Genomic DNA, 25,761 nt, shown 5'->3' with positions numbered 1-25,761 from the left:
ATGAGCAAATTTTTTGATGAGCTGATGGAAAGTGTGCAAGAGATGGACGAGATCGTACGAGGCGGGCGCACACCTTCTCGCGAATTCCACGTTGATGCATTGCAGGTCAAAGAAATTCGTAAAGCTACCGGTTTGACCCAGACCAAATTTGCGGCACTGATCGACGTCCAACTCGGCACTCTACGAAATTGGGAACAGGGTCGTCGCGAGCCAACCGGGCCGGCAAAAGCTCTGCTCAAGGCCATTCATAACGACCCGGTTCATGTTTTGAATGCATTGGCCCATTGAGAAAATGAACGCTCACAAAAAAGCCGCCCTCAAGAGGCGGCTTTTTCATTTACCAAAACTAAGTCTTACAACTTAGGCCCGGCAGCCTTGATCGCGTCGCTCACTTCGAACTTCTTGAAGTTCTCGATGAACAGACCGGCCAGTGCTTTTGCAGCTTCGTCGTACGCAGCCTTGTCAGCCCAGGTGTTGCGTGGGTTGAGCAGGTTGGTTTCGACGCCCGGTACGGCCAGTGGCACGTCCAGGTTGATGGTGTCCAGGTGCTCGGTGGCTGCATCGATCAGCGCGCCGCTCTGGATCGCTGCGATCACCGCACGGGTGGTCGGGATATTGAAGCGTTTGCCGACGCCGTAGCCGCCGCCGGTCCAGCCGGTGTTGACCAGGTAGACCTTGGAGCCGAAGCCGCGGATGCGCTTGATCAGCAGTTCAGCGTATTCGCCGGCCGGACGCGGGAAGAACGGTGCGCCGAAGCAGGTGGAGAAGGTCGACTTGATGCCGCTGCCCGAACCCATTTCGGTCGAGCCCACCAGTGCGGTGTAGCCGGACAGGAAGTGGTAGGCCGCTTGCTCGTTGTTCAGGATCGACACTGGCGGCAGGACGCCGGTCAGGTCGCAGGTCAGGAAGATCACAGCGTTTGGCTCGCCGCCCAGGTTCTTCTCGGAACGCTTGGCAACGTGCTCCAGCGGGTAGGCTGCGCGGCTGTTCTGGGTCAGGCTGACATCGGCGTAGTCGGCGTGCTTGGCGTCGTCGATCACGACGTTTTCCAGCACAGCGCCGTGCTTGATGGCTTTCCAGATGACCGGCTCGTTCTTCTCGGACAAGTCGATGCACTTGGCGTAGCAGCCGCCTTCGATGTTGAAGACAACGCCTTCGCCCCAGCCGTGTTCGTCGTCACCGATCAGGTAACGGCTTTCGTCGGCGGACAGGGTGGTCTTGCCGGTGCCGGACAGACCGAAGAACAGGGTCACGTCGCCCTCTTCGCCGATGTTGGCAGCGCAGTGCATTGGCAGTACGTCGGAAGCCGGCAGCAGGAAGTTCTGCACCGAGAACATGGCTTTCTTCATTTCACCGGCGTAACGCATGCCGGCGATCAGCACTTTTTTCTGTGCGAAGTTGAGGATCACGCAACCGTCGGAGTTGGTGCCGTCACGCTCAGGCACGCACTCGAAGTTGGCCACGTTCAGCACTTGCCACTCTTCGCGACCGGCCGGGTTGTACTGGGCCGGGTTGATGAACAGGCAACGACCGAACAGGTTCTGCCAGGCAGTCTGGGTGGTCATCTTCACGGCCAGGTAGTGATCTTCGGCCGCGCCTACATGCACGTGGGAAACGAAATGCTCTTGCGCGTTGTTGAATGCTTCGACACGAGCCCACAGCGCGTCGAACTTGTCGGCCGGGAACTTGCGGTTGATCGGGCCCCAGGCAATGGCAGCCTGGGTGGAAGGCTCTTCAACGATGAAACGGTCGACTGGCGAACGGCCGGTGCGGTGACCGGTGCGAACAACCAGAGCGCCGGTATCGGCAAGCTCGCCTTCACCGCGGTTCAGGGCTTCTTTTACCAGATCATCAACACTCAGATCGGTGTACACGGCGTTATTGGCTTGCGTCATGAGGTTCCCCGTCGGCCAGTGGCCGAGTGTGCTCCAAACGTTTTGTAGTAGAAAGTCGTGCACTACTACCGCGAAAAAAGTGGGCCGGATTATGCCAGAAAAGCCCAAAAAGAGTAGGGTCCTCCCGTCGTAACGGCGAAATTCCGTCGTTGAGCAGTGAATTTACCTGCGCTGAACCGTTTTAGTGCCGGGTATCTGACGGCGTCTCGACGCCCGCACCAGCGAACAATTGAGCGATATCTGCCGCGTCGAACAGGTAGCGCTGGTTGCAGAACTGGCAATCGATCTCGACTTTCCCACCTTGCTCGGCCACCAGCGCCTGCGCATCTTCCAGACCCAGGCTGACCAGTGCATTGCCCGACCGCTCGCGAGAGCAGCTGCAGTGGAAGCGCAGTTTCTGCACATCGAACAGACGGACCTGCTCTTCATGGTAAAGGCGATGCAGGACCGTTTCGTTGTCCAGGCTCAACAGTTCATCAGCGGTCAGGGTGTTGCCCAGCGCGGTGATGTGCTGCCAGCTGGCGGCGCGTTCTTCTTCGTCTTTCAGGCGATCGGCCGGCAACTGCTGCAGCAGAAGACCACGGGCGCGACGGCCATCGGCGCAGAGCTTGAAGCGGGTACCAACTTGCTGGGACATGACGAAATAGTTGGTGAAGCAGTCGGACAGGGTTTCGCCGTCGAGGTCGACGATGCCTTGGTAACGCTGGCCGGCGATCGGGTCGACGGTCAAGGCAAGGACACCGTTCGGCATCAGATCGCCGAGCGTCGCGTCGGCCGGAATCTGCTCGGCGTGATAGCGCGCCAGGCCACGGATCTCGCGTTCGCTGGAGCATTCGATCATCAGCAGCGGGATCGGGCCTTCGGAACGGGCCTGAAGAATCAGCAAGCCATCGAATTTCAGGGTGCCCACCAGCAACGAGGCGGCCGCCATCAGTTCGCCCAGCAATTGCGCAACCGGTTCCGGGTAAGGGTGCTTGGCGAGCACTTCGGCGTAGCTGCGCTCCAGCGACACCAGTTCGCCGCGAGTGTCGCTGTCATCGAAGATGAAGCGTTGGGTGTAATCGGTATCGAGGAAATCGGTCATAGGTCTGGGTATCTGAATGTGATGACAAAATGGTTACAAAGAATGAAAATCCCGCGCTTCTGGCATCCTTTTTGATGCCGATGTTCAGCCACGGGAGGCATTTTATGAACAATCCGGGTTTGTTCCAATCAAGGTGGAACCTCGGCCGGCTGGTTCTGTGCAACATCGTGCCATTGGCACTACTGGCTTTCTGGTTATGGCCTACGGGTCAGATGCTGTGTGTGATTTTCGACGAGTGGCTGTTCCGCTCACTCAACGCACCGTTGGCCAGCAACCCCATATGGCTCCACATCTGGGCAATTGCAAGTCTGCGACCGTTCGACATCGTCGTCGGCCTGATCCTGCTGATACTGCTGATCAAGGGCGACTGGGTGTTCAGGGCGATTGACGTGCGTCGCGCCTTTTTCGGATTTTTCTCGATCCTGCTGCTGATGGTGGTGATCCGCACGCTGTTTTCCAAGTTCGCCGATCACATGGGCTGGCAGCACAGCAGTCCATCGATGGTGCTCGAAGGCGCAGTGCATATCAGCGATTACTTCCCGCATCTGGAGAAGACCTGGGAACTGAAGGATCGCTCGAGCCAGAGCTTCCCCGGTGACCACGCTTCGGTGCTGCTGATCTGGGCGCTGTTCATGGGCGTGTTCAGCCGCACCGTCGGCCAGTTCCTGGTGATCTGGGGCCTGGCACTGTTGTTCATGTTGCCGCGTCTGGTCGCTGGTGCACATTGGGGCCAGGACGACTACATCGGCGGCATGCTGCTGGCGGTGTTGGCGTTGGGTTGGGGTTACTACACGCCGTTTGCTTATCACGCGGCAAACTTCTGGCTGAAGCTCACGGCGCCGGTTTTCCGGTTAATGGGCAAGCTGCCGGTGGTTTCGCGGATGAGCGTAGTGTCCGCGCGGTAATCAACGACTGATGTAATAAAGCAGCCTCCGGCGGGTCTTGAACCCAGGCCGGCAGGCTGCGTTTTTTATTCGACGCTACTGTTCCCACGAAATTTGAACAGATCCCGACGCTGCTTCTTGCTCGGTTTGCCATCGGTGGTCACGCCCAGAGCGCCCGCCTTGCGCATCGCCGCAGCCGCTTCACGTTTGGCAATACTCGCCTCGGTCTCGGCATACAGTGTCTGCGCCTCAGGTGCGCCGCGACGCACGATCGACAAGGCCTGAACCACAACGGTCTTCTCGTCGAAGCCGGCGCGAATCTCGAATTCATCGCCAATGCGCGGCTCTTTTCCAGGCTTGCAGCGCTCTCCCCGACAATGCACTTTGCCACTCTCGATGGCAGCCTTGGCCAAGGCGCGAGTCTTGAAAAACCGCGCGGCCCACAGCCACTTGTCGAGACGGACCTTGTCGTCTTCTTCGCTTTTTTGTGCCATATGAATTCCTCGTTCAGCCAGTAGTCGGAACTGTACTACCGATTCTGTCGGGCGCAAGAACCCGGCCCTCCAGATAAACTGTGATCTTCGCCGGTTCAGCGGCATGGAGTGATCGAGTGACCAAATTTCCGTCTTCATTGACCTCGCCCAAATCCGGGTGCCAGGGCTGCCAGCAAAGCGAGCCGCTGGGCTTCGATTTTTCCTTCGCGTACCAGCCCATCGTGGACCTGCGTGACGAGTCGGTTTACGCCTACGAGGCATTGGTCCGTGGTACGGCCGGTGAAGGTGCATTAACGGTGTTGGATCTGGTTACAGAAGATAACCGCTACCGTTTCGACCAGCTCTGCCGGACTCGCGCCATCGAAGGCGCGGCCGAGCTTAATATGCAGACACACTTGTCGATCAACTTCATGCCCAACGCCGTCTATCGTCCAGAGTTATGCATTCGCAGCACCCTGGAGGCCGCCAGGAAACACAATTTCCCGATCGACCGGCTGATTTTCGAAACGCTGGAAAGCGAGCACGTAGATAACTATCGCCATTTGACCAATATTCTGCGTGAATACCGCGAATTCGGCTTCAAGACGGCCATCGACGATTTCGGTGCCGGCTATTCGGGGCTCAATCTGCTGGCCGATTTCCAACCGGACCTGATCAAACTCGACATGGCGCTGATACGCGATATCGATCGTGACCGTGTTCGTCAGGCTATCGTTCGGGGGATTGTCACAATCTGTGCGGAGTTGAACGTTACAGTCATCGCCGAAGGCATAGAGAGCGCTGGTGAACGTGATTTCCTGGCGGACTGCGGAATATTTCTGATGCAGGGTTACTGGTTCGCCAAACCCGCATTCAAAGCGTTGGCCCAGGTGTCCCCTGAAGCGTGGACGCGTTAATTGTTGGTTTTTTCCATTGAAGACATTTGACCATTTGACCGTTATCGGTCTGCGCGAGTGGGTGGCGCTTCCGGATCTGGGAGTCGCCGGCCTTCGGGCAAAAATCGACACTGGCGCCAGTACCTCGAGCCTGCATGCCACCGACATCGAGCCGTTCGAACGCGACGGCGAGAAGTGGGTGCGCTTCACCGCGCACCTGGGCACCGTCGTGCAGTTGCGCCATCGACGCTGCGAAGCACCGCTGGTTGCCCGCAAAACCATCAAGAGTTCGAATGGCCAGGCCCAGGTGCGCTACGTGATCACCACCACCCTGGCCTTGGGTGATCGGGTCTGGCCGATCGAGTTCACCCTGGCCTGCCGCAAGTCCATGCGCTATCGCCTGTTGCTCGGTTCCAAAGCCCTGATCGACGGCCAGCTGGTGGTCAATCCGGGCATCAAATATGTACAAGACAAGCCGGTGTTCCCGGTATCTACCTCCTCCACAGGTGTTGCATGAAGATCGCTGTGCTGTCGCGGAACCCGCGTCTGTATTCCACCCGCCGTCTGGTCGAAGCCGGAACCGAGCGCGGGCATGAAATGGTGGTGATCGACACCTTGCGCGCCTATATGAACATTGCCAGCCACAAGCCGCAGATCCATTACCGCGGCAAGCCGCTGGAGGGTTTCGATGCGGTGATCCCGCGAATCGGCGCGTCGGTGACGTTTTATGGCTGCGCGGTGTTGCGTCAGTTCGAAATGATGGGGGTGTTTCCGCTCAACGAATCGGTAGCCATCGCCCGTTCGCGGGACAAGCTGCGTTCGTTGCAGCTTTTGTCACGCCGGGGCATCGGTTTGCCGGTGACCGGTTTCGCCCACTCGCCGGACGACATTCCCGATCTGATCGACATGGTCAACGGCGCGCCGCTGGTGATCAAGGTGCTGGAAGGCACCCAGGGCATCGGCGTGGTGCTGTGCGAAACCGCGACGGCGGCGGAGTCGGTGATCGAGGCGTTCATGGGCCTGAAGCAGAACATCATGGTGCAGGAATACATCAAGGAGGCCGGCGGCGCGGACATCCGCTGTTTCGTGGTCGGCGACAAGGTGATCGCGGCGATGAAACGTCAGGCCAAACCCGGCGAGTTCCGCTCCAACCTGCACCGGGGCGGCAGCGCCAGCCTGATCAAGATCACGCCAGAAGAACGCATGACCGCGCTGCGTGCAGCCAAGGTCATGGGGCTGGCGGTAGCGGGTGTGGATATCCTGCGCTCCAACCACGGGCCGCTGGTGATGGAGGTGAACTCGTCACCGGGTCTGGAAGGGATCGAAACCACCACGGGCAAGAACGTGGCGGGAATCATCATCGAACACCTTGAGAAGAATGGCGGGCCGAACATGACCCGCACCAAGGGCAAGGGTTGAACCTTGAATCAGGCGGCCGCAAGGCCGCCTGAAAATCAAACCGCGTCCCGCGGCAGCATCAGCCCCAACGGCAACCGAACCCGCGCCTCCAGCCCGCCACCGGAGCGATTGCGCAGTTCAACATTGCCGCCGTGCATCGAAGCGATCCGCTTCACGATCGCCAGACCCAGCCCGGTACCCTTCCCGCCCCGCGCCCGATCCCCTCGGGTGAACGGGTTGAAAATCGCCTCCAGCTCCGATGGGGCGATCCCCGCCCCACGGTCCATCACGCTCAGCACCACGTACGGTGCACTGGTGTCGCCAGACACATAGGCCGCGACGTCCACGCTGCCGCCGGCATGATTCAATGCGTTGCCAATCAGGTTGTTCAGCAAACGCTTCATCGACACCCGACGCAACGGGAACGGCTGGATCGGCTCCAGGCGCAGACGCACTTTCTCTTCACTCTGGTTGTACGGCGTCGCGACTTCACGCACCAGATCACTGAGATCCACCTCCTCCACCGACTCGTCCCGACCATCGCGAATGAACGCGAGGAACTGGTCGAGAATCGCATCCATGTCTTCGATATCGCGCACCATATCGTTGGTCAGATCCGTGCGGTCCCCCATCAATTCCAGCGACAGGCGCAAGCGCGTCAGCGGCGTACGCAGGTCATGGGACACCCCGGCCAGCATCAGCTCACGTTCGCGACCGGCCTGCTCGACATCTTCGGCCATCTGGTTGAAGGCACGATAGACCTCGGCCATCTCGCTGGGAGTGTCGCTGATCGGCAAGCGTACGCTGCGGCCCTGACCGAGTTGCCGGGCGGCGAAGACCAGACGCTTCAATGGCTGGTTGAGCTGACTGACGAAAATCCACGCAGACGCCGTGGACAACAACCCGATCGCCAGGAACCAGCCGAGTACGTTCCAGATTTTCTGGCCACGCAACGGGTGTGGATACAGCGGCACTTTCAGCCAGCCGTCACCAAGACTCGGCGCGCGAACCCACAGGGCTGGCGGCGAGTGCATGCGCAAGCGCACTTCAGTGTCGGCCCCCAGCTCCGCCTGCATCTGTCGCTGATAGATTTCACTGTACGGCCAGTGCTGCTCGCCTTCCGGCACACCGGCACCGACCACCCGGATCAGGGTCGCGGCATCGGCGATTTTCGCGCGGTTCTCTTCGTCGGCGGCCCAATAGGCGCGCAGCGTCAGGGCGACGCCGTGGCTGTATTGGCGGTCCACCAGCACGTCCTCGTTCATCAACAGATAAACCAGGGTCAATGCCTTGGAAAACAATACGACGATGAGCACCAGCCAAAGGGTGCGGGAGAAGAAACTTTGGGGAAACCAGACGGGGGTTTTCATGGATAACCGCTACACACTTGCAGGAGCGAGCAATGCTCGCATATTGCGGATTGCGAGTCTGCGCAGACGGCGTTTCCGACCGTTTCGCGCAGACTCGCTCCTACAAATCACCCATCACTTGGTGGAGTTGCCATCCGGCACAAACACGTAGCCGACACCCCAGACAGTCTGGATGTAGCGCGGCTTGGACGGGTCAGGTTCGATCATCCGGCGCAGACGGGAAATCTGCACGTCGATGGAACGCTCCAGGGCATCCCACTCACGGCCACGGGCCAGGTTCATCAGCTTGTCGCGGGTCAGCGGCTGACGGGCGTTCATCACCAGAGCCTTGAGTACCGCAAACTCACCGGTGGTGAGCATGTGCACTTCTTCGCCGCGCTTGAGTTCGCGGGTAGCCAGGGACAGCACGTAGTCGCCGAACGTGACGTTTTCTTCTTCACTGCCCGGCGCGCCCGGCACCGGTGCGGCCTGACGGCGCAGCACGGCCTTGACGCGAGCCATCAGCTCGTCCGGGTTGAACGGCTTGGCCAGGTAATCGTCGGCGCCCAGTTCCAGGCCCTTGATACGGCTCAGCTCGTCGCCCTTGGCGGTGAGCATGATGATCGGAATCTGATTGTTCGCGCCACGCAGGCGGCGGCAAGCGGTCAGGCCGTCTTCGCCCGGCAGCATCAGGTCGAGGACGACCAGGTTGAACACTTCACGCGACAGCAGACGGTCCATCTGCTCGGTATTCGGTACGGCGCGGGCGCGGTAGCCCTTGCTGACGAAAAAGCGTTCCAGCAGGCTGCTCAGCCCCGGATCGTCGTCAACGATGAGAATTTTTTCGCCTTCAGCAGTTTGTGCAGTGCTGCTCATTGGATGCTCCTTTTAGCTCGGCGCGCATTATGGCGTAGCTGCCGTTATACGCACCGTGTGCATTGTTAGCAGATTTTTCCTTCACTGCCAGAAAACCGGGGCTTGTGCCTACAGACTGCGTCGCCCCCGAATGACAGAACGCTGGTTATAATGCGCGGCCTTTTGTGTCAGGCAACGTCTGAATCGTTACCGCAGGTGGCCGTCCTTTATTTTCATGGGCGCCGCAGTAATTGTTCGATTTCACGGGTCAACGGGATGCCTTTTGACCCAGGCAGCGGCCAGCATCAAGCCGCCCCACCAGACTCCGGGCCTTCATTTACGTGCCTGCGAGCCTGCTTTCACAATTTGTCAGGTGGTTTTATGGACAGCATCAACAGCCGCATCGCCGAGGAACTCGGCGTACGCCCACAACAGGTCGAAGCGGCCGTCGCGCTACTCGATGAAGGCTCTACCGTTCCCTTCATCGCCCGTTACCGGAAAGAAGTGACCGGCAGCCTCGATGACACCCAGCTGCGTCATCTGGAAGAGCGTCTGCGCTACCTGCGAGAACTCGACGAACGGCGCATCAGCATTCTTTCCAGCATTCAGGAGCAGGGCAAACTCACCCCTGAGCTGGAACGCGAAATCAAACTCGCCGACACCAAGACCCGCCTCGAAGACTTGTACCTGCCATACAAGCAGAAGCGCCGCACCAAGGGCCAGATCGCCCTGGAAGCCGGCCTCGGCGAACTGGCCGACGGTCTGTTCAACGACCCGTCACTGGCCCCGGAAGCCGAAGCCGCGCGCTTCGTCGACGCCGAAAAAGGCGTGGCCGACGCCAAGGCAGCGCTGGAAGGCGCCAAGTACATCCTCATGGAGCGCTTCGCCGAAGACGCCAACCTGCTGGAAAAACTGCGCACCTACCTGAAGCAGGAAGCCACCCTCAGTGCCCGCGTGATCGCCGGCAAGGAAGAGGAAGGCGCCAAGTTCCGCGACTACTTCGAACACGACGAACCGCTGAAAAGCATGCCGTCACACCGCGCGCTGGCGATTTTCCGTGGCCGCAACGAAGGCATCCTCAGCTCCGCGCTGAAAGTCGGCGAAGAGCTGCCGGGCACCCTGCATCCGTGCGAAGGCATGATCGGCCAGCACGTCGGCATCCAGAACCAGAACCGTCCGGCCGACAAATGGCTGGGTGAAGTGGTGCGCTGGACGTGGAAGGTCAAGCTCTACACCCACCTGGAAACCGACCTGCTCGGCGAGTTGCGCGACGGCGCCGAAACCGAAGCGATCAATGTGTTCGCCCACAACCTGCACGACCTGCTGCTGGCCGCCCCGGCCGGCCCGCGCGCCACCCTGGGCCTCGACCCGGGCCTGCGTACCGGTTGCAAGGTTGCGGTGGTCGACTCCACCGGCAAACTGCTGGATCACGCCACGGTCTACCCGCACGTGCCGCACAACAAATGGGACCAGACCATCGCCATCCTGGCCGCCCTGTGCGCCAAGCACTCGGTCGACCTGATCGCCATCGGCAACGGCACCGCCAGCCGTGAAACCGACAAACTGGCCATCGAGCTGATCAAAAAATACCCAGCGATGAAAATGACCAAGGTCATGGTTTCCGAAGCCGGCGCATCGGTGTATTCGGCATCGGAGCTGGCAGCCAAGGAATTCCCGGATCTGGACGTGTCGATCCGTGGCGCCGTGTCCATCGCCCGTCGCTTGCAGGATCCACTGGCCGAGCTGGTGAAAATCGACCCGAAATCCATCGGTGTCGGCCAGTACCAACACGACGTGTCGCAGTTGAAACTGGCGCGCGGCCTGGACGCCGTGGTCGAGGACTGCGTGAACGCCGTGGGCGTGGACGTGAACACCGCCTCCGTGGCGCTGCTGGCGCGGATCTCCGGCCTCAACGCGACCCTGGCGCAGAACATCGTGACTCACCGTGACGAGCACGGCGCATTCAAAACCCGCGCTGCGTTGAAGAAAGTCGCGCGTCTGGGCGAGAAAACCTTCGAACAGGCCGCCGGCTTCCTGCGCGTGATGAACGGCGACAACCCGCTGGATTCCTCGGCCGTTCACCCGGAAGCCTATCCGCTGGTGCAGCGCATCGCCGCTGAAACCGACCGCGACATCCGCTCGCTGATCGGCGACGCCGGGTTCCTCAAGCGCCTGGATCCGAAGAAATTCACCGACGAGACCTTCGGTCTGCCCACCGTCACCGACATCCTCCAGGAACTGGAAAAACCGGGTCGCGACCCGCGTCCGGAGTTCAAGACCGCCGAGTTCCAGGAAGGCGTCGAGGACCTGAAGGACCTGCAACTGGGGATGATCCTCGAAGGTGTGGTGACTAACGTGACTGCGTTCGGCGCGTTCGTCGACATCGGCGTGCATCAGGACGGTCTGGTGCACATTTCGGCGCTGTCGGAGAAATTCATCAAGGATCCGCGCGAAGCGGTGAAGGCCGGTGACGTGGTGAAAGTGAAGGTCATGGAAGTCGACATCCCGCGCAAACGCGTCGGCCTGTCGATGCGCATGAGCGACACCCCGGGCGAGAAGATCGACGGTGCCCGTGGCGCGCGTCCGGGCTCGGCGCCACGCCAGTCGCAGGTTTCGGCGCCGCGCAAGGAAAGCACTCCGGCGGCTCCAGCCAATAACGCGATGGCGTCGCTGTTTGCCAACGCCAAGCAGTTGAAGAAACGCTGATGGAAATTCCGGCCGGGCTCGTCGAGAGCGCGTTTTTCAAGCTGTTGGGCTGCCGCCTGCACAGCCTGGAAACCGGGGTGGCGCAAGTCGCCCTGGTGCTGGAACCCGAACTGCGCAACCGCGGCGGCAAGCTGCACGGTGGCGCGCTGTTCAGTCTGGTCGATATCGCCATGGGGCTGGCCTGTTCCAGCACCCACGGCTTTGACCAGCAGAGCGCGACCATCGAGTGCAAGATCAACTACATCCGCGCCGTCTCTGAAGGCGAGGTGATGTGCACGGCCCGGGTGATCCACCCGGGCCGGCGCACGCTGGTGGTCGAAGCCGACGTGATGCAGGGCGACAAACTGGTCGCAAAAGCGCAAGGCACGTTCGCTGTCCTGTAGATGTTGTTCATCATTTTGAGTTAATTTCGGCGCTGTGATCGCAGCGTCGGAGTTTCCTGTGGGAGCGGGCTTGCCCGCGAATGGGGCGTATCAGCCAGTATCAACTTGTCTGACACACCGCTTTCGCGGGCAAGCCCGCTCCCACAGGGATCTCATTTTCTTCGCGTGCATCGGCCAGATTCAGGGAATGAAGTTGGCGTTTCAACGGGGGGCTTCAGAGCCCGAAAAACCAGGCGAAAACGCCAGTTTCAACTTCACCCTTGTAGACCGTCCTGCCCACCCCCATATTGGGGCGACTGACGCGTGAAGGAATCCAAATTGAGCGAACTTCTCAACCGCCGCCTGGCTCTGCTCGGCGAGCGCGCTAACCTCTCTCTGCTTGAGCAGTGCCTTCACGGTATCGAACGTGAATGCCTGCGCGTGACCGGCGAAGGCCGCCTGGCCCAAACGCCGCACCCTGAAGCCCTGGGTTCCGCGCTGACCAACGAACAGATCACCACCGACTATTCCGAGTCGTTGCTGGAGTTCATCACGCCTGCCCTGCCAGACCCTGCCGATACCCTCGCCAGCCTGGACAAGATTCATCGCTTTGCCTACAGCAAGCTCGGCAACGAGTATCTGTGGAGTCCATCGATGCCGTGCCCGTTGCCGGCCGAGGAAGATATCCCGATCGCCTATTACGGCACCTCCAACATCGGTCAGCTCAAGTACGTCTACCGCAAGGGCCTGGCCCTGCGTTACGGCAAGACCATGCAGTGCATCGCCGGGATTCACTACAACTTCTCCCTGCCGGAAAAACTCTGGCCGCTGCTCAAGGAAGCCGAGGGCTTCGTCGGCACCGACCGGGATTTCCAGTCGTCGTCCTATATCGCGCTGATCCGTAACTTCCGCCGCTACAGCTGGCTGCTGATGTACCTGTTCGGTGCTTCGCCGGCGCTTGACGCGGGTTTCCTGCGCGGTCGTGCGCACCAGCTGGAACAGCTGGATCCGGACACCCTGTACCTGCCCTACGCCACCAGCCTGCGCATGAGTGACCTCGGTTACCAGAGCAACGCCCAGGCCGGCCTGACCCCTTGCTACAACGACCTGGCGAGCTACACCGACAGCCTGCGCAAAGCGGTCGCCACGCCGTACGCGCCGTACGTCGAAGTCGGCACGCACCAGGATGGCGAGTGGGTGCAACTGAACACCAACATCTTGCAGATCGAAAACGAGTACTACTCGAACATCCGCCCGAAACGCGTGACCTACACCGGCGAGCGGCCGATCCAGGCCTTGATGGCCCGTGGCATCCAGTACGTCGAAGTGCGCTGCCTGGACATCAACCCGTTCCTGCCGATGGGCATCGACCTCACCGAGTCGCGTTTCCTCGACGCGTTCCTGCTGTACTGCGCGCTGAACGAAAGCCCGCTGCTGACCAACAATTCCTGCGGCAACGCCACCTCCAACTTCCTCAGCGTGGTCAAGGAAGGCCGGCGTCCAGGCCTGCAATTGCAGCGCGACGGTCAACCGGTCGAGCTGAAGGAGTGGGCGGCCGAACTGCTGGAAAAAATCGCTCCGCTGGCGGCACTGCTGGATCAAAGCCACGGCGGCGATGCCCACAGCAAGGCACTCGATGCGCAACTGGCCAAGGTCAAGGATTCGTCCCTGACGCCTTCGGCCCAGGTGCTGGCGGCGATGGCCACGCACAAGGAAAGCTTCGCGCAATTTTCCCTGCGCCAGAGCCAGGCCCACGCCGAATTCTTCCGCAGCGAGCCTTTGGCGGCTGAGGAACAGGCGAAGTTTGAAGAACTGGCGCACTCGTCGTTGGCGCAACAGGCTGAGCTGGAGCAGAACGAGGTGGGCGATTTCGACGTGTTTGTCGGGTCGTATCAGGCGAGTATTTTGGCGATCAGTAACTGATCGCCTACCAGTCCGTGATCGTTCCCACGCTCTGCGTGGGAATGCAGATCGTGACGCTCTGCGTCACTTGGACGCGGAGCGTCCATTGAGGCGTTACCACGCGGAGCGTGGGAACGATCACGTACTCTCCCTTAGATTTTTGATGATCGTTCCCACGCTCCGCGTGGGAATGCCTCAAGGGACGCTCTGCGTCCCAGTGACGCGGAGCGTCACAAGCTGAATTCCCACGCAGAGTGGACTGCACCCCAAAGGTTGGACACAACCGATGGGGTGTTTTATGGCGAAGTACACAGTTCAAGTGAAGCTGTTGGCGGTGCAGGACTACTGCTCTGGTAAAACCGGTCTTAGAGATGTTGCGGGGCGGCACGATGTAGATTTTTCTTCATTGCGCCAGTGGGTCGCGGCCTATCAGATCCATGGCGCGGCCGCTTTAGAAGCAAAAAAAGTGCAGCACTACAGCGCTGAATTCAGACTATCTGTCTTGAAACGCATGCGCGAAGAGCAACTTTCCTACCGCCAAGTGGCGGCATTGTTTGATATCCGAAAATTCAACATCATTGGTGACTGGGAGCGCCGCTATTATGGGGCCGGTAAAAATGCCTTGTCTCGGCAGCCCAACCGACCTGGATCTCAGAAAAAGATGCCGAAACCGACCTTACCTTCTCAACCCCAGCCACCCGATGATGATTCCCGTACTCGGGATGAGCTGATCGCGGAGCTAAATCAGCTTCGGTTGGAAAATGACTATTTAAAAAAGCTCGATGCCTTGGTTCAGAAGAAGCGAGCAGCGCAGCAGAAAGAGCGCAAATCGTAATCGAGCTAAGGCAGCAGTACCCTCTCGAGGACTTGCTGAAAGCCGCCGGACTGGCGCGCAGCACGTTTTACTATCAGCACAAGGTGCTCCAGGCCGCCGACAAGTATGCGGACCTGAAAACCAGGATCCGCACAATTTTCGACGAGCACAAAGGACGATATGGCTATCGCCGCATCACTTTGGCAGTTCGAGATGCTGGTCACCGGGTCAATCACAAGACGGTTCAACGTCTGATGACCGAGCTTCAGATCAAGAGCCTTGTGCGTGTGAAAAAATATCGCGCTTACAAAGGAGAAGCAGGCCAGGCTGCTCCTAATCTGCTGAAGCGCGAGTTTGAAGCGCAACAGCCAAATCAGAAGTGGGTAACCGATGTCACAGAGTTCAAGGTGGGAGGGCAAAAACTTTATCTCTCGCCCATCCTGGATCTGTATAACGGCGAAATCATTTCTTACGACATAGCCAGACGACCATTATTCAGCATGGTCGGGGCGATGCTGAAAAAGGCATTTGATCGTCTTCAGGCGCATGAGAAGCCAATTTTGCATTCCGACCAAGGGTGGCAATATCGGATGCCGATCTATGGTCGACTTCTCAAAGAGCGCTCGGTCACGCCTAGCATGTCGCGCAAAGGTAATTGCTACGACAATGCGGCGATGGAGAGCTTTTTTGGCACGCTGAAATCCGAATTTTTTTACCTGAACAAATTCAGTAGTCTGGACGAGCTTCACGCTGGCCTGGTGGACTACATCCACTACTACAATCACCGACGCATCAGGCTGAAGTTAAACGGATTGAGCCCTGTTGAATACAGGACTCAATCTGCTCAGGTATAGATTTTTACGATCGTCCAATTTTTCGGGGTCAGTCCAGAGCGTGGGAACTATCAAATCACGTACTCTCCCTTAGATTTTTCCGCTCATAAGCTCATTCTAAAAAGTTATTTATTTTTAGATTCTTAGATCATTTAGTCTCCTTTCACGCCGACGCTCGGTCGCCTGATATGGAGCTCTTGAATGAAACTGAATTTCCCGCTTCGCCTGCTGGCCGTGGCCTCTCTGGCTGCCGCGAGTTTCCTGGCTCAGGCCGCCGACCTCACCGTCGCCTACCAGACCACCGTTGACCCGGCGAAAGTCGCCCAGGCCGACGGCGCCTACGAGAAAGCCACCAAGGCCGACATCAACTGGCGCAAATTCGATAACGGTGCCGACATCATTGCCGCCATCGCTTCCGGCGACGTGCAGATCGGCTACCTCGGTTCCAGCCCGCTGACCGCCGCGATCACCCGCAAAGTCCCGGTTGAAACCTTCCTCATCGCCACCCAGATCGGCGCCGCCGAAGCACTGGTCGCCCGCGACGGCTCCGGCATCAAGACCCCGCAGGATCTGATCGGCAAGAAAATCGCCGTGCCGTTCGTGTCCACCGGGCACTACAGCCTCCTCGCCGCGCTGAAACACTGGAACATCGACCCTTCGAAAGTCACCGTTCTCAACCTTGCCCCGCCAGCGATCATTGCCGCGTGGAAACGCGGTGACATCGACGCCACTTACGTTTGGGATCCGGCGCTGGGTGTGGCCAAGGAAAACGGCAAAGTGCTGATCACTTCCGGTGAACTGGCCAAGTTCGGCGCACCGACCTTCGACGCCTGGATCGTGCGCAAGGACTTCGCCGAGAAGCACCCGGAAATCGTTACTGCATTCGCCAAGGTCACCCTCGACGCCTACGCCGACTACCGCAAGGATCCGAAAGCCTGGCTGGCCGATCAGAGCAATGTCGACAAACTGGTGAAACTCTCCGGTGCCAAGGCCAGCGACATCCCATTGCTGCTGCAAGGCAACGTCTACCCGCTGGCGGCGGATCAGGTCAGTGACCTCGGCGCGCCGACCACCAAGGCCATCACCGACACCGCTGCGTTCCTCAAGGAGCAAGGCAAGGTCGAAGCGGTACTGCCGGACTACGCGCCGTACGTCAGCGCCAAGTACATCACCAACTGATCGGGAGTTAACTGCGATGGCCTTGCTACAGCTGGAGCGCATCAGCGCACAGTATCCCGGCAGCCCGGAACCGGTACTGTCCGACATTTCCCTGACCCTCGGCCCTCAGCAATTGCTGGTGGCCCTCGGCCCGTCCGGCAGTGGCAAGACTTCGCTGTTGAACCTGATTGCCGGTTTCGTCGAACCGAGCGCCGGCCGCATCACCCTCGACAACGTGCCGGTCAAAGGTCCGAGCGCCGAGCGCGGCGTGGTGTTCCAGGACGATGCCCTGTTGCCCTGGCAAGACGTGCTGGCCAACGTTGCCTTCGGCCTTGAACTGGCCGGTGTGGCCAAGGACAAACGCGAACAGCGCGCTCGGGAAATGCTCGCACTGGTCGACCTTTCCGGTTTTGAACACCGTCGTATCTGGCAGCTTTCCGGCGGCCAGAAGCAACGTGTTGGCCTGGCCCGCGCCCTCGCGGCAGACCCCCGTGTTTTGCTGATGGACGAGCCCTTCGGCGCCCTCGACGCCTTCACCCGCGAACAGATGCAGGAGCTGTTGCTGCAAGTCTGGCAACGCACCGCCAAACCGGTGTTCCTGATTACCCACGACATTGAAGAAGCGGTGTTCCTCGCCACCGACCTGATCCTGCTGGCGCCGAATCCGGGGCAGATCGTCGAGCGTCTGCACCTCGACTTCGGCCAGCGCTACGCCGCCGGCGAATCGGCGCGGGCGATCAAGTCCGATCCGCGCTTCATCGAAACCCGCGAACACGTGCTGGCCAAAGTGTTTTCGCAACGCAGCGCCGTTCAGCGGCAGGAGCGCGCATGAGCAGTTACGACGTTTCCGCCACCGCTGTGAAACCCGCCACCGCGTCGGTGGTGATTCCCGTACGCCGTAGTCTCAGCACTCGCTGGATCAGCCTGCTGACCTTGTTCGCGTTGCTGGTGATCTGGTGGGCCGTCACGGCCACCGGCCTGATCGAACCGCTGTTCCTGCCGCCACCTTCCGCTGTACTGCAAAAAGGCTGGTTGCTGGCGACCACGGGCTACATGGATTCGACCTTGTGGCAGCACCTGGGCGCGAGCCTCAGTCGCATCGGCCTCGGCCTGGGTTTTGCGATTTTGACCGCGGTGCCGGTGGGCATTGCCATCGGCGCCAACCGCATCGCCCGTGGCGTGCTCGATCCGCTGATCGAGTTCTACCGTCCGATTCCGCCCCTCGCTTATCTGCCGCTGATCGTGATCTGGTGCGGCATCGGCGAGCTGTCGAAAGTACTGCTGATCTACCTGGCGATTTTCGCTCCGATCGCGATTGCTACCGCCACCGGCGTGCGTACCGTCGACCCGGCCAAATTGCGCGCCGCACAGTCGCTCGGCGCGACTCGCGCACAACTGATTCGCCACGTGATTTTGCCCAGCGCCCTGCCGGACATTCTCACTGGAGTGCGCATTGGTCTGGGTGTCGGCTGGTCGACCCTGGTCGCCGCCGAATTGATCGCGGCCACCAGCGGCCTGGGCTTCATGGTGCAGTCGGCCGCGCAATTCCTGGTCACCGATGTGGTGGTGCTGGGGATTCTGGTCATCGCCCTGATCGCCTTCGCCATGGAAATGGGCCTGCGCGCCCTGCAACGCAAACTGGTGCCGTGGCACGGCCAGGCCCACTGATTTTTCAGCACTGACTACCCCGACAGTTTCGGGGCCCCGGAATTGAAGAGAACCACCATGAGCAGCCTGAATATCACCCCGTTAAGCTCGGCCCTCGGCGCACAGATCAGCGGCGTCGACATCAGCCAGCCGCTGAACCAGGAACAGCGCGACGCCATCGAGCAGGCGTTGCTCAAGTACCAAGTGCTGTTCTTCCGCAATCAGCCGATCGAGCCTTCGCAGCAGGCACGCTTCGCCCACTATTTCGGCGACCTGCATATTCACCCGATCTACCCGAACGTGCCGGAGCAACCGGAAGTGCTGATCCTCGACACCGCCGTCACCGACGTGCGCGACAACGCGATCTGGCACACCGACGTGACCTTCCTGCCGACCCCGGCCATGGGCGCGGTGCTCAGTGCCAAGTTGCTGCCGGAATTTGGAGGCGATACGTTGTGGGCCAGCGGGATTGCTGCGTATGAGGCGCTGTCGGCACCGATGAAAGCGCTGCTCGAAGGTCTGACTGCGACTCACGATTTCACCCGCTCGTTTCCGCTGGAGCGCTACGGCAACACGCCGGAAGCACTGGCGCAGTGGGAAGCGGCGCGGCACAAGAATCCACCGCTGTCGCACCCGGTGATTCGTACGCACCCGGTGAGCGGGCGCCGTTCGCTGTTCGTCAGCGAAGGATTCACGTCGAAGATCAATGAGCTGTCGGAAACCGAGAGTGAAGCGGTGTTGAAGTTCTTGTTCGCGCATGCGACGCGGCCGGAATTCACCATTCGCTGGCGCTGGCAGAAGGATGACATTGCATTCTGGGACAACCGCGTGACGCAGCATTACGCGGTGGATGATTACCGGCCGGCGCGGCGGGTGATGCAGCGGGCTACGGTGTTGGGGGATGTGCCGTTCTTTAAATAGGCCCGGATTTCTTTAGTGCTTGAGCCGGCCTCTTCGCGGGCAAGCCCGCTCCCACAAATACAGCTGTGTTCGCAGATTTTGTGTACGACTCGGCCCCTGTGGGAGCGGGCTTGCCCGCGAAAGCGTCAGAGCAGGCGCCGAATAACTCGGCGCCAGTCAGTTATTCAGCCGTCGAAGGCTTCTCCCAAAGATTGATCCCGCCCTCCTGAGCAAACCGGTCAATCTCCGCCAGCTCCTCCGCACTGAAGCTCAGATTCTTCAACGCCCCGACGTTTTCGATAATCTGCTCCGGCCGGCTCGCGCCGATCAGTGCCGAAGTCACTCGCGGATCCCGCAGCGTCCACGCCAGCGCCAGTTGCGCCAGACTCTGCCCACGACGCTTGGCGATTTCATTCAACGCCCGTACATGAGCGATGTTGGCCTCGGACAAATGCGAAGCCTGCAGCGAACCACCGCCCGGGCGATTGACCCGCGCATCCGCCGGCACGCCGTTGAGGTATTTGTCGGTCAGCAGACCCTGCGCCAGCGGGGTGAACGCAATCACGCCGGTGCCGAGTTCGTCGGTGGTGTCGAGCAGGTCTTTTTCCACCCAGCGGTTGAGCAGGTTGTACGCCGGCTGGTGGATCAACAGCGGTACTTTCCATTCTTTGAGCAACGCGGCGATTTCGCGGGTTTTCACCCCGGAATACGACGAGATGCCGATGTACAGCGCCTTGCCCTGCTGCACCGCCGTGGCGAGGGCGCTGGCGGTTTCTTCCAGCGGGGTGTCCGGGTCGAAGCGGTGCGAATAGAAGATATCCACATAGTCCAGGCCCAGGCGTTGCAAGCTCTGGTCGAGGCTGGCCAGCACATATTTGCGTGAGCCGCCGCCCTGCCCGTAAGGGCCGGGCCACATGTCCCAGCCGGCCTTGCTGGAGATGATCAGCTCATCGCGGTATTGCTTGAAGTCTTCGCGCAGCAGACGGCCAAAGTTGATCTCGGCGCTGCCGTAGGGCGGGCCGTAATTGTTGGCCAGGTCGAAGTGGTTGATCCCCAGATCGAACGCCGTGCGCAGCAACGAGCGCTGGGTGTCGATCGGCGTGCTGTCGCCGAAGTTGTGCCACAGGCCCAGGGACAGCGCCGGCAGCACCAGACCGCTGCGTCCGACGCGGCGGTAAGGGATGGAGTCATAGCGGTTTTCGGCAGCGGTGTAAGTCATCGAATCCTCTCTTGTCTATCTTGAAATGGGTGTCGACTGCTTCGCGAGCAAGCTCGCTCCCACAAAGAAATGCGTTCCAAATGTGGGAGCGAGCTTGCTCGCGAAAGGTGCTACACAAATCTGTTGCCGGGGCGGGCAAGGCCAAGGTTCTGGCGTAAAGTCCGCCCTTCGTATTCCGTTCTGAACAGCCCGCGCCGTTGCAGTTCCGGGACCACGCCGTTGGCGAAGTCTTCAAGCCCGCCCGGCAGGTGCGGCACCAGCACGTTGAAACCGTCCGCCGCGCCTAGCTCGAACCATTCTTGCAAGCGGTCGGCAATCTGCTCAGGCGTACCAACCAGACTGTAATGCCCGCGACCACCGGCAATCTTGCGACCGAGCTCAGCCAGCGTGAGGTTTTCCCGCCCCGCCAGCTCCGTCAGCAACTTCTGCCGGCTCTGCTGGCCACTTTCAGTCAGCGGCAATTCCGGCAGCGGCCCGTCCAGCGGGTACTTCGACAGATCGAAGTTGCCCAGCATACGCCCAAGCAGGGCGACGCCAACCTCGGGTTCGACCAATTGCTGAAACGTTTCACATTTTTCTTGCGCTTCGGCTTCCGTCTGCCCGACCACGACGAATACGCCGGGCATGATTTTCAGCGAATCGGCACTGCGTCCGTACTTCGGCAACCGTCCCTTGAGCTCGGCGTAAAACGCCTGGGCGCTGGCCAGCGAGGTCTGCGCGGTGAACACCACTTCGGCCGTCTGCGCCGCCAGTTCACGCCCGGTTTCCGACGAGCCGGCCTGCACGATCACCGGCTGACCCTGTGGCGAACGCGCGACATTCAGCGGGCCTTTGACCCGGAAGTGCTCGCCGACGTGATTCAGCACATGCAGTTTTTCCGGGTGGTAATACGCGCCGCTGGCCTTGTCGCGAATGAAGGCGTCGTCTTGCCAACTGTCCCAGAGCCCGGTGACCACCTGATGAAATTCCCGGGCGCGGCTGTAGCGTTCGGCATGGCCGATGTGTTCGTCGCGGCCGAAATTCTGCGCTTCGGCGGCGTTGTCCGAGGTCACCAGATTCCACCCCGCTCGCCCGCCGGACAGGTGATCGAGAGACGCGAATTTACGCGCCACGTGGTACGGCTCGTTGTAGCTGGTGGTGGCGGTGGCGATCAGGCCGATGTGTTCGGTCACTGCGCTTAACGCCGAGAGCAAGGTCAGCGGTTCGAAGTGATCCGAACGGGCCATGCGGCTGGCGATGTCCTGGGTCGGGGCGGCGACGCTGTCGGCGACGAACAGGGTGTCGAACTTCGCCGCCTCGGCAATCTGCGCCAGGCGTTTGTAATGGGCGAAATCCAGCCCGGCATTGGCCGGTACGTCCGGATGGCGCCACGCGGCAACGTGGTGCCCGGTGGCCATGAGGAACGCGCCGAGTTTCAGCTGTCTGCTCATCTCAGAAATCCTTGCGCAGTTGCACGCCAAAGTAGCGCTCGTCGTCGCGGGGCACGGCGCGGTAGATGTAATTACCACCGCTGGCGAGCAACGGCGAATACGACTTGTCGGTGAGGTTCTTGCCGAGCAATGCCACGCGCCAGCCGTTGGTGTAATCGGCCAGAGCGACGCTGGCGTTCCAGAGGCCGTAGGCGCCCTGTTTGGTGTCGGCGTTCTGGCTGATGTCGTACTGCACTTCGCTCTGCCAGCTGTAGTCGGTGCCGAGTTCGATATCCAGGCCGTTATCCAGCGGGATGAAGTAGTCGGCCCGCACGTAGCTTTTCCAGTCCGGGCTGAACGGCAGCGGTTTGCCGTTGACGTTGCACGACGCCGCCGCGCCCGCCGGGCAGGAGAACTGGTCGATGCGGGCGCGGGTGTAGGCCAGTGCGCCGGAGAACTTCAGTTGCTGAGTCGCCTGCAAGGCGAAATCAAGTTCCACGCCCTCGGTGCTGACGCTGCCGGCGTTGATCAGGCGCGTTACGACTTGCCCGGCGACGGTGTCGAAAAAGTTCGCCTGATAGTTTTCGTAGCCGCTGTGGAAAACCGCAAGGTTGGTGGTCAGGCGATTGTTCCAGGAAGAGGCCTTGATCCCCGCCTCCCAGGTGTTGGAGGTTTCCGGTTTCAGCGCTTCGGTATCGCGCGGCTGCATGTTGAAGAACACGTTGTAGGCCGGGCCTTTGTAACCGCGCGAGTAGGTCAGGTAGGTAGTGACGGTATCGCTCAGGTCGTACTGCAAACCGAGCCGGCCGGACCACCCATCCTCGTCCACCGAACCGGAGCTGCGGGTGGCCGGTTGAATGCCGCTGACCGTGGTTGCAGACGTGGAGACACGACGGTGATCGTATTCCAGATCATCGTGGGTGTAGCGCAGGCCGGCGATGCCACGCAAGTCCGAGGTGAAATTCAGCGTGCTTTCGCCGAACACCGCATAGCTGTCGCTGGTGGTGCTGTAGTCGGCGACGCCACGGTTGACGCTGGTGGTCGTGGTCAGCGTGCGCTGATAAGTCTCGTCATCCTTGCCGTGCATGTAGAACAGGCCGCCGACATATTCGAGAAACTCGCCTTTCGGCGACGCCAGACGCAGTTCCTGCGAGTACTGGTCGAAGGCCAGATCGCCCTTGTCCGCCGTGCCGGGGAACGCCGCCGTCACCGTGCCGAGGCGGTCGCCGTCCTGATACTGGGTGTTGTCCCAGCCGCGCCACGCGGTGATCGACGTCAGGGTGTAATCACCCAGTTGCCAGTCGAGTTGGCCGGACAGGCCCTTGTTGGTGTCCTCGACGTGGGAGCGGGTGTCGGTGTTGATGTCGCGGTTGTGGCTGGTGGCGCTGACCGGGCTCAGCGCGTTGGCGAAGGCCGGGGTCAACGACTTGGTCACGACGCCGTTCGGGCCGTCATCGTGGGACTGCATGTAGTCGGCGATCAGGGTGAAGGTGACGTCGTCGTTCGGGGTGAATTCCAGTTTGCCGCGTACGCCGCGATGGTTGTAACCGTTGACCTCCTGACCGTTGTGCTGGTTGTCGACGTTGCCATCGTAAGTGCCGAACAAGGTGCTGATCGAACCCTTGAGCGTGTCCGGAATCAGGCTGCCGCCGATGCCGAAACGGGTGCGGCTTTCGTTGCCGCTGTAGTACGACTGATCGATGTAGCCGTGGGTCTCGGCGGTCGGCGCCTTGCTGGTGATGTTCAGCACGCCGGCCGAAGCGTTCTTGCCGAACAGCGTGCCTTGCGGGCCGCGCAAGACTTCGACGCGTTCCAGGTCCAGCAGATCCAGAGTGGACTGGCCGGGGCGCGCATAAACCACGCCATCAATCACCGTGGCCACGGTCGGTTCGACACCCGGCGAGGTGGAAATCGTCCCCACGCCGCGCACGAACAACGAGGTGTCCTTGTTCGATGCGCCAGTGCGGAAATTCAGCGACGGCACTTGCTGGACGATGCTCACCACGCTGTTGCGGTTGTCGCGCTCGAGTTGCTCGCCGTCGATCACCGACACCGCCACCGGCACCTTTTGCAGCGACTCTTCGCGGCGGGTGGCGGTGACCGTGACGGACTTGAGTGTCGGCTCCTGATCGGTGCTGTCGGCGGCGAACGCGGCCGGCAGCGGCAGCGCGGCCAGCCCGGTGAGTAGCCAGCCCGCAGCGCGGATCGATTGCGCCAGTTTGTGTGTCGCCCCAGGAATGTTGTACATGTTTGCCCGCTCGAAAAGTTGCCCTGAACCGCTGCCGTTCTGCGACGACAGCGCCTGTCTCGGTGTCTTGGGCATTCGCTCGAGCGAGTAGCAGACAACGCGCTTTGTTAGCGCTAACATCGCCAGTATTGGCAAGCCGGACATAGACCGTCCAATACTGAAAAATTACTTTTATATGCGTTTTTGTTTTTAAGAAGGATCGAGCCTTGAGCGAAGAAAAGCCCCGCAAACGCCGCGGCGCCGGTCGCGTGACCCTCAACGCGGTGGCGCGCCAGGCCGGTGTTTCGGCGATCACCGTGTCGCGCTACTTCAACCAGCCGGAACAGGTCTCGCCCGAACGCAGCGAACGGATAGCGGCGGTGGTCGCCGAACTGGGTTACGTGCCGAATCTGGTGGCCGGCGGGCTCGCCTCGGCGCGGGGGAAAATCGTCGGCATGGTGATCCCGAACATCTCCGGGCCGATCTTTGCCAACACCATTCAGGGCTTCAGCGACACCCTCAGCCGTCATGGTTATCAGCTTCTTCTGGCATCGAGTTACTTCAGCACTGAACAGGAAGAAAACGCCGTGCGGGCCTTCCTCGGCTGGTCGCCGGCGGCGCTGGTGGTCACCAGTCACTTCCACAGTCCGGGCACGGAAAAGATGCTCGCCGAGGCGGATATTCCGGTGATCGAAACCTGGGATTACCAGCCAGATCGCGAGCCGATGCAGATCGGCTTTTCGCACTTTGAAGTGGGTGTCAGCGCCGCTCGTTACTTACACGGCAAGGGCTATCGGCGAATCGCGTTTGTGCAGAACAGCGCACCTGGCGACTTCAGCGCACTGGAGCGCCGCGACGGTTACGCCGCGACCGTGCGTGAGCTAGGACTTGAGCCCTGGGTATTTGCACCGGACGCCGATCACGCCCCGTTCGAGGCCGGCAAGCAAGCGATGCAAGCGCTGATGAACGCCTCACCTCGCCCGGACGCGATCATCTTCGCCAACGACAACCTCGCCGCCGGCGGCCTGCTCGCCGGACAACGCGCCGGCCTCAAGATCCCCGAAGACTGCGCCGTCCTCGGCTTCGGCGACTACCCGTTCGCCGAGATGCTGCTGCCCAGCCTGAGCACCATCAAACCGCCCGCGCTGGAGATCGGCGTACTGGCGGCGACGCGGGTGCTGGAAAGCCTGGGCGTGTTGCCGAGCGATGAGGTGCAGCGGTTGAATCTGCTGCAGTGCACGGTCATTGAGCGGGAAAGTACCTGATGAGCACAGCGTGGGCTGAGTTGGCTATGCTCTAAATGAAACCGAGGTGGCCCCTTCGCGGGCAAGTCGAATCGTCGCACCGCCGCTCCCACAGGGTTCTCCGTCGTCCACAGATTTTGTACGCAACACAGAACCTGTGGGAGCGGCGGTGCGACGATTCGACTTGCCCGCGAAAGCGTCCGATCAAACACCGCACATCCCGCAGGCACATCCATGCACACCGCAATCATCATCTTCTTCGGCCTGATCCTGCTGGCGCTGATGTTTTACATCGGCGAGCGCATCGGCTTCAGTCGGCAGACGCTGGCCTATGGTTTCGCGGCGTTGTGGCTGGCGTTGACGGTGATCAATGGTGCGGTCGGCGTGGTGCACGCCGGGCAGCCGCTGGGGTCGGAGATTGCGATCGGCAGCGCTGTGTATGGCGTGCCGCTGGCGGCGATGGTGTTGTTCATGGTGCTGAGCGCCGAGACCTGAAGCCGTCCCGG

Annotated in this window: 23 protein-coding genes; 15 read left to right on the top strand and 8 right to left on the bottom strand. The window is 60.7% G+C overall.

What is annotated here, in order from left to right; all coding sequences use genetic code 11:
- Positions 1 to 288 carry a NadS family protein gene (gene nadS / locus IHQ43_RS01425; RefSeq protein WP_192563128.1) on the top strand — a complete coding sequence of 96 codons (288 nt, stop codon included), beginning with the start codon at positions 1 to 3 and terminating at the stop codon, positions 286 to 288.
- Between the two features lie 65 nt (positions 289 to 353).
- On the opposite strand, the gene IHQ43_RS01420 is transcribed toward nadS, so the two are convergent.
- Positions 354 to 1,895, bottom strand: a complete 1,542-nt coding sequence (locus IHQ43_RS01420) for a phosphoenolpyruvate carboxykinase (protein WP_192563127.1) — start codon at positions 1,893 to 1,895, stop codon at positions 354 to 356.
- Between the two features lie 181 nt (positions 1,896 to 2,076).
- Positions 2,077 to 2,979, bottom strand: a complete 903-nt coding sequence (gene hslO / locus IHQ43_RS01415; protein ID WP_085608616.1) for an Hsp33 family molecular chaperone HslO — start codon at positions 2,977 to 2,979, stop codon at positions 2,077 to 2,079.
- A gap of 104 nt (positions 2,980 to 3,083) precedes the next feature.
- On the opposite strand from hslO, the gene IHQ43_RS01410 reads away from it, so the two are divergent.
- The gene (locus IHQ43_RS01410; protein WP_192563126.1) at positions 3,084 to 3,884 is read left to right on the top strand and encodes a phosphatase PAP2 family protein; all 801 of its coding nucleotides are present in this window, start codon (positions 3,084 to 3,086) and stop codon (positions 3,882 to 3,884) included.
- Positions 3,885 to 3,949: 65 nt separating this feature from the next.
- Here IHQ43_RS01410 and IHQ43_RS01405 read toward each other — a convergent pair whose 3' ends face one another.
- Complete coding sequence (locus IHQ43_RS01405; RefSeq protein WP_192563125.1) at positions 3,950 to 4,357, bottom strand: RNA-binding S4 domain-containing protein; 408 nt, start codon at positions 4,355 to 4,357, stop codon at positions 3,950 to 3,952.
- Positions 4,358 to 4,473: 116 nt separating this feature from the next.
- Here IHQ43_RS01405 and rimA point away from each other — a divergent pair, with 116 nt between their 5' ends.
- From rimA to rimK, 3 genes are read left to right on the top strand one after another with little or no spacing between them, the layout of a single operon-like run.
- Positions 4,474 to 5,253: a S6 modification regulatory phosphodiesterase RimA gene (gene rimA / locus IHQ43_RS01400; RefSeq protein ID WP_192563124.1), complete on the top strand. Its 780-nt coding sequence runs from the start codon at positions 4,474 to 4,476 to the stop codon at positions 5,251 to 5,253.
- Positions 5,254 to 5,269: 16 nt separating this feature from the next.
- The gene (rimB, locus tag IHQ43_RS01395) at positions 5,270 to 5,749 is read left to right on the top strand and encodes a retropepsin-like aspartic endopeptidase RimB (protein ID WP_482082710.1); all 480 of its coding nucleotides are present in this window, start codon (positions 5,270 to 5,272) and stop codon (positions 5,747 to 5,749) included.
- On the top strand, positions 5,746 to 6,651 hold the full coding sequence (gene rimK, locus IHQ43_RS01390) for a 30S ribosomal protein S6--L-glutamate ligase (RefSeq protein ID WP_007949201.1): 906 nt from the start codon (positions 5,746 to 5,748) through the stop codon (positions 6,649 to 6,651). Before rimB ends, rimK begins: the two co-directional genes overlap by 4 nt.
- 35 nt (positions 6,652 to 6,686) lie before the next feature.
- On the opposite strand, the gene IHQ43_RS01385 is transcribed toward rimK, so the two are convergent.
- The gene (locus IHQ43_RS01385) at positions 6,687 to 8,000 is read right to left on the bottom strand and encodes an ATP-binding protein (RefSeq protein ID WP_192563123.1); all 1,314 of its coding nucleotides are present in this window, start codon (positions 7,998 to 8,000) and stop codon (positions 6,687 to 6,689) included.
- A 114-nt stretch (positions 8,001 to 8,114) separates the two neighbouring features.
- Positions 8,115 to 8,855: an osmolarity response regulator transcription factor OmpR gene (ompR, locus tag IHQ43_RS01380; RefSeq protein WP_192563122.1), complete on the bottom strand. Its 741-nt coding sequence runs from the start codon at positions 8,853 to 8,855 to the stop codon at positions 8,115 to 8,117.
- A 360-nt stretch (positions 8,856 to 9,215) separates the two neighbouring features.
- Here ompR and IHQ43_RS01375 point away from each other — a divergent pair, with 360 nt between their 5' ends.
- From IHQ43_RS01375 to tauD, 8 genes are all read left to right on the top strand, one after another.
- Positions 9,216 to 11,540 (top strand): Tex family protein, encoded by a 2,325-nt coding sequence (locus tag IHQ43_RS01375; protein ID WP_192563121.1) that lies wholly within the window; start codon positions 9,216 to 9,218, stop codon positions 11,538 to 11,540.
- A complete protein-coding gene (locus tag IHQ43_RS01370) occupies positions 11,540 to 11,923 on the top strand; it encodes a PaaI family thioesterase (RefSeq protein ID WP_085712709.1) in 384 nt (127 codons plus the stop codon). Before IHQ43_RS01375 ends, IHQ43_RS01370 begins: the two co-directional genes overlap by 1 nt.
- A gap of 318 nt (positions 11,924 to 12,241) precedes the next feature.
- Positions 12,242 to 13,825: a glutamate--cysteine ligase gene (gshA, locus tag IHQ43_RS01365; protein ID WP_192563120.1), complete on the top strand. Its 1,584-nt coding sequence runs from the start codon at positions 12,242 to 12,244 to the stop codon at positions 13,823 to 13,825.
- A 277-nt stretch (positions 13,826 to 14,102) separates the two neighbouring features.
- Positions 14,103 to 15,472, top strand: a protein-coding gene (locus IHQ43_RS01360) for an IS3 family transposase (protein ID WP_192563119.1) whose coding sequence is annotated in 2 segments (ribosomal slippage) — positions 14,103 to 14,574 and positions 14,574 to 15,472 — 1,371 coding nt in all. Because the reading frame shifts where the segments join, the coding sequence is not laid out codon by codon here.
- Between the two features lie 180 nt (positions 15,473 to 15,652).
- A complete protein-coding gene (tauA, locus tag IHQ43_RS01355) occupies positions 15,653 to 16,630 on the top strand; it encodes a taurine ABC transporter substrate-binding protein (protein ID WP_192563118.1) in 978 nt (325 codons plus the stop codon).
- 16 nt (positions 16,631 to 16,646) lie between these two features.
- On the top strand, positions 16,647 to 17,441 hold the full coding sequence (tauB, locus tag IHQ43_RS01350) for a taurine ABC transporter ATP-binding subunit (protein WP_011331959.1): 795 nt from the start codon (positions 16,647 to 16,649) through the stop codon (positions 17,439 to 17,441).
- Complete coding sequence (gene tauC, locus IHQ43_RS01345; RefSeq protein WP_192563117.1) at positions 17,438 to 18,277, top strand: taurine ABC transporter permease TauC; 840 nt, start codon at positions 17,438 to 17,440, stop codon at positions 18,275 to 18,277. The genes tauB and tauC overlap by 4 nt, the downstream gene beginning before the upstream one ends.
- A gap of 57 nt (positions 18,278 to 18,334) precedes the next feature.
- Positions 18,335 to 19,177 (top strand): taurine dioxygenase, encoded by an 843-nt coding sequence (gene tauD, locus IHQ43_RS01340; RefSeq protein ID WP_192563116.1) that lies wholly within the window; start codon positions 18,335 to 18,337, stop codon positions 19,175 to 19,177.
- Positions 19,178 to 19,337: 160 nt separating this feature from the next.
- On the opposite strand, the gene mgrA is transcribed toward tauD, so the two are convergent.
- From mgrA to IHQ43_RS01325, 3 genes are all read right to left on the bottom strand, one after another.
- On the bottom strand, positions 19,338 to 20,375 hold the full coding sequence (gene mgrA / locus IHQ43_RS01335; protein WP_008087334.1) for an L-glyceraldehyde 3-phosphate reductase: 1,038 nt from the start codon (positions 20,373 to 20,375) through the stop codon (positions 19,338 to 19,340).
- Positions 20,376 to 20,485: 110 nt separating this feature from the next.
- The gene (locus IHQ43_RS01330; protein ID WP_192563115.1) at positions 20,486 to 21,805 is read right to left on the bottom strand and encodes an LLM class flavin-dependent oxidoreductase; all 1,320 of its coding nucleotides are present in this window, start codon (positions 21,803 to 21,805) and stop codon (positions 20,486 to 20,488) included.
- 1 nt (position 21,806) lies between these two features.
- Positions 21,807 to 24,032, bottom strand: a complete 2,226-nt coding sequence (locus IHQ43_RS01325) for a TonB-dependent receptor (protein WP_192563114.1) — start codon at positions 24,030 to 24,032, stop codon at positions 21,807 to 21,809.
- Between the two features lie 206 nt (positions 24,033 to 24,238).
- On the opposite strand from IHQ43_RS01325, the gene IHQ43_RS01320 reads away from it, so the two are divergent.
- Entirely contained in the window at positions 24,239 to 25,276 is a 1,038-nt protein-coding gene (locus IHQ43_RS01320) for a LacI family DNA-binding transcriptional regulator (protein ID WP_192563113.1), read from the top strand.
- A gap of 213 nt (positions 25,277 to 25,489) precedes the next feature.
- Positions 25,490 to 25,750, top strand: coding sequence for a hypothetical protein (locus IHQ43_RS01315; protein WP_007952727.1), 261 nt, complete (start codon positions 25,490 to 25,492; stop codon positions 25,748 to 25,750).
- The last annotated feature ends 11 nt before the right edge of the window (positions 25,751 to 25,761 follow it).

Source organism: Pseudomonas gozinkensis, from assembly GCF_014863585.1.
Classification (GTDB): domain Bacteria; phylum Pseudomonadota; class Gammaproteobacteria; order Pseudomonadales; family Pseudomonadaceae; genus Aquipseudomonas; species Aquipseudomonas gozinkensis.
Note: the sequence above shows the minus strand (reverse complement) of the source record. Positions and strands in the feature narration are given on the sequence as shown.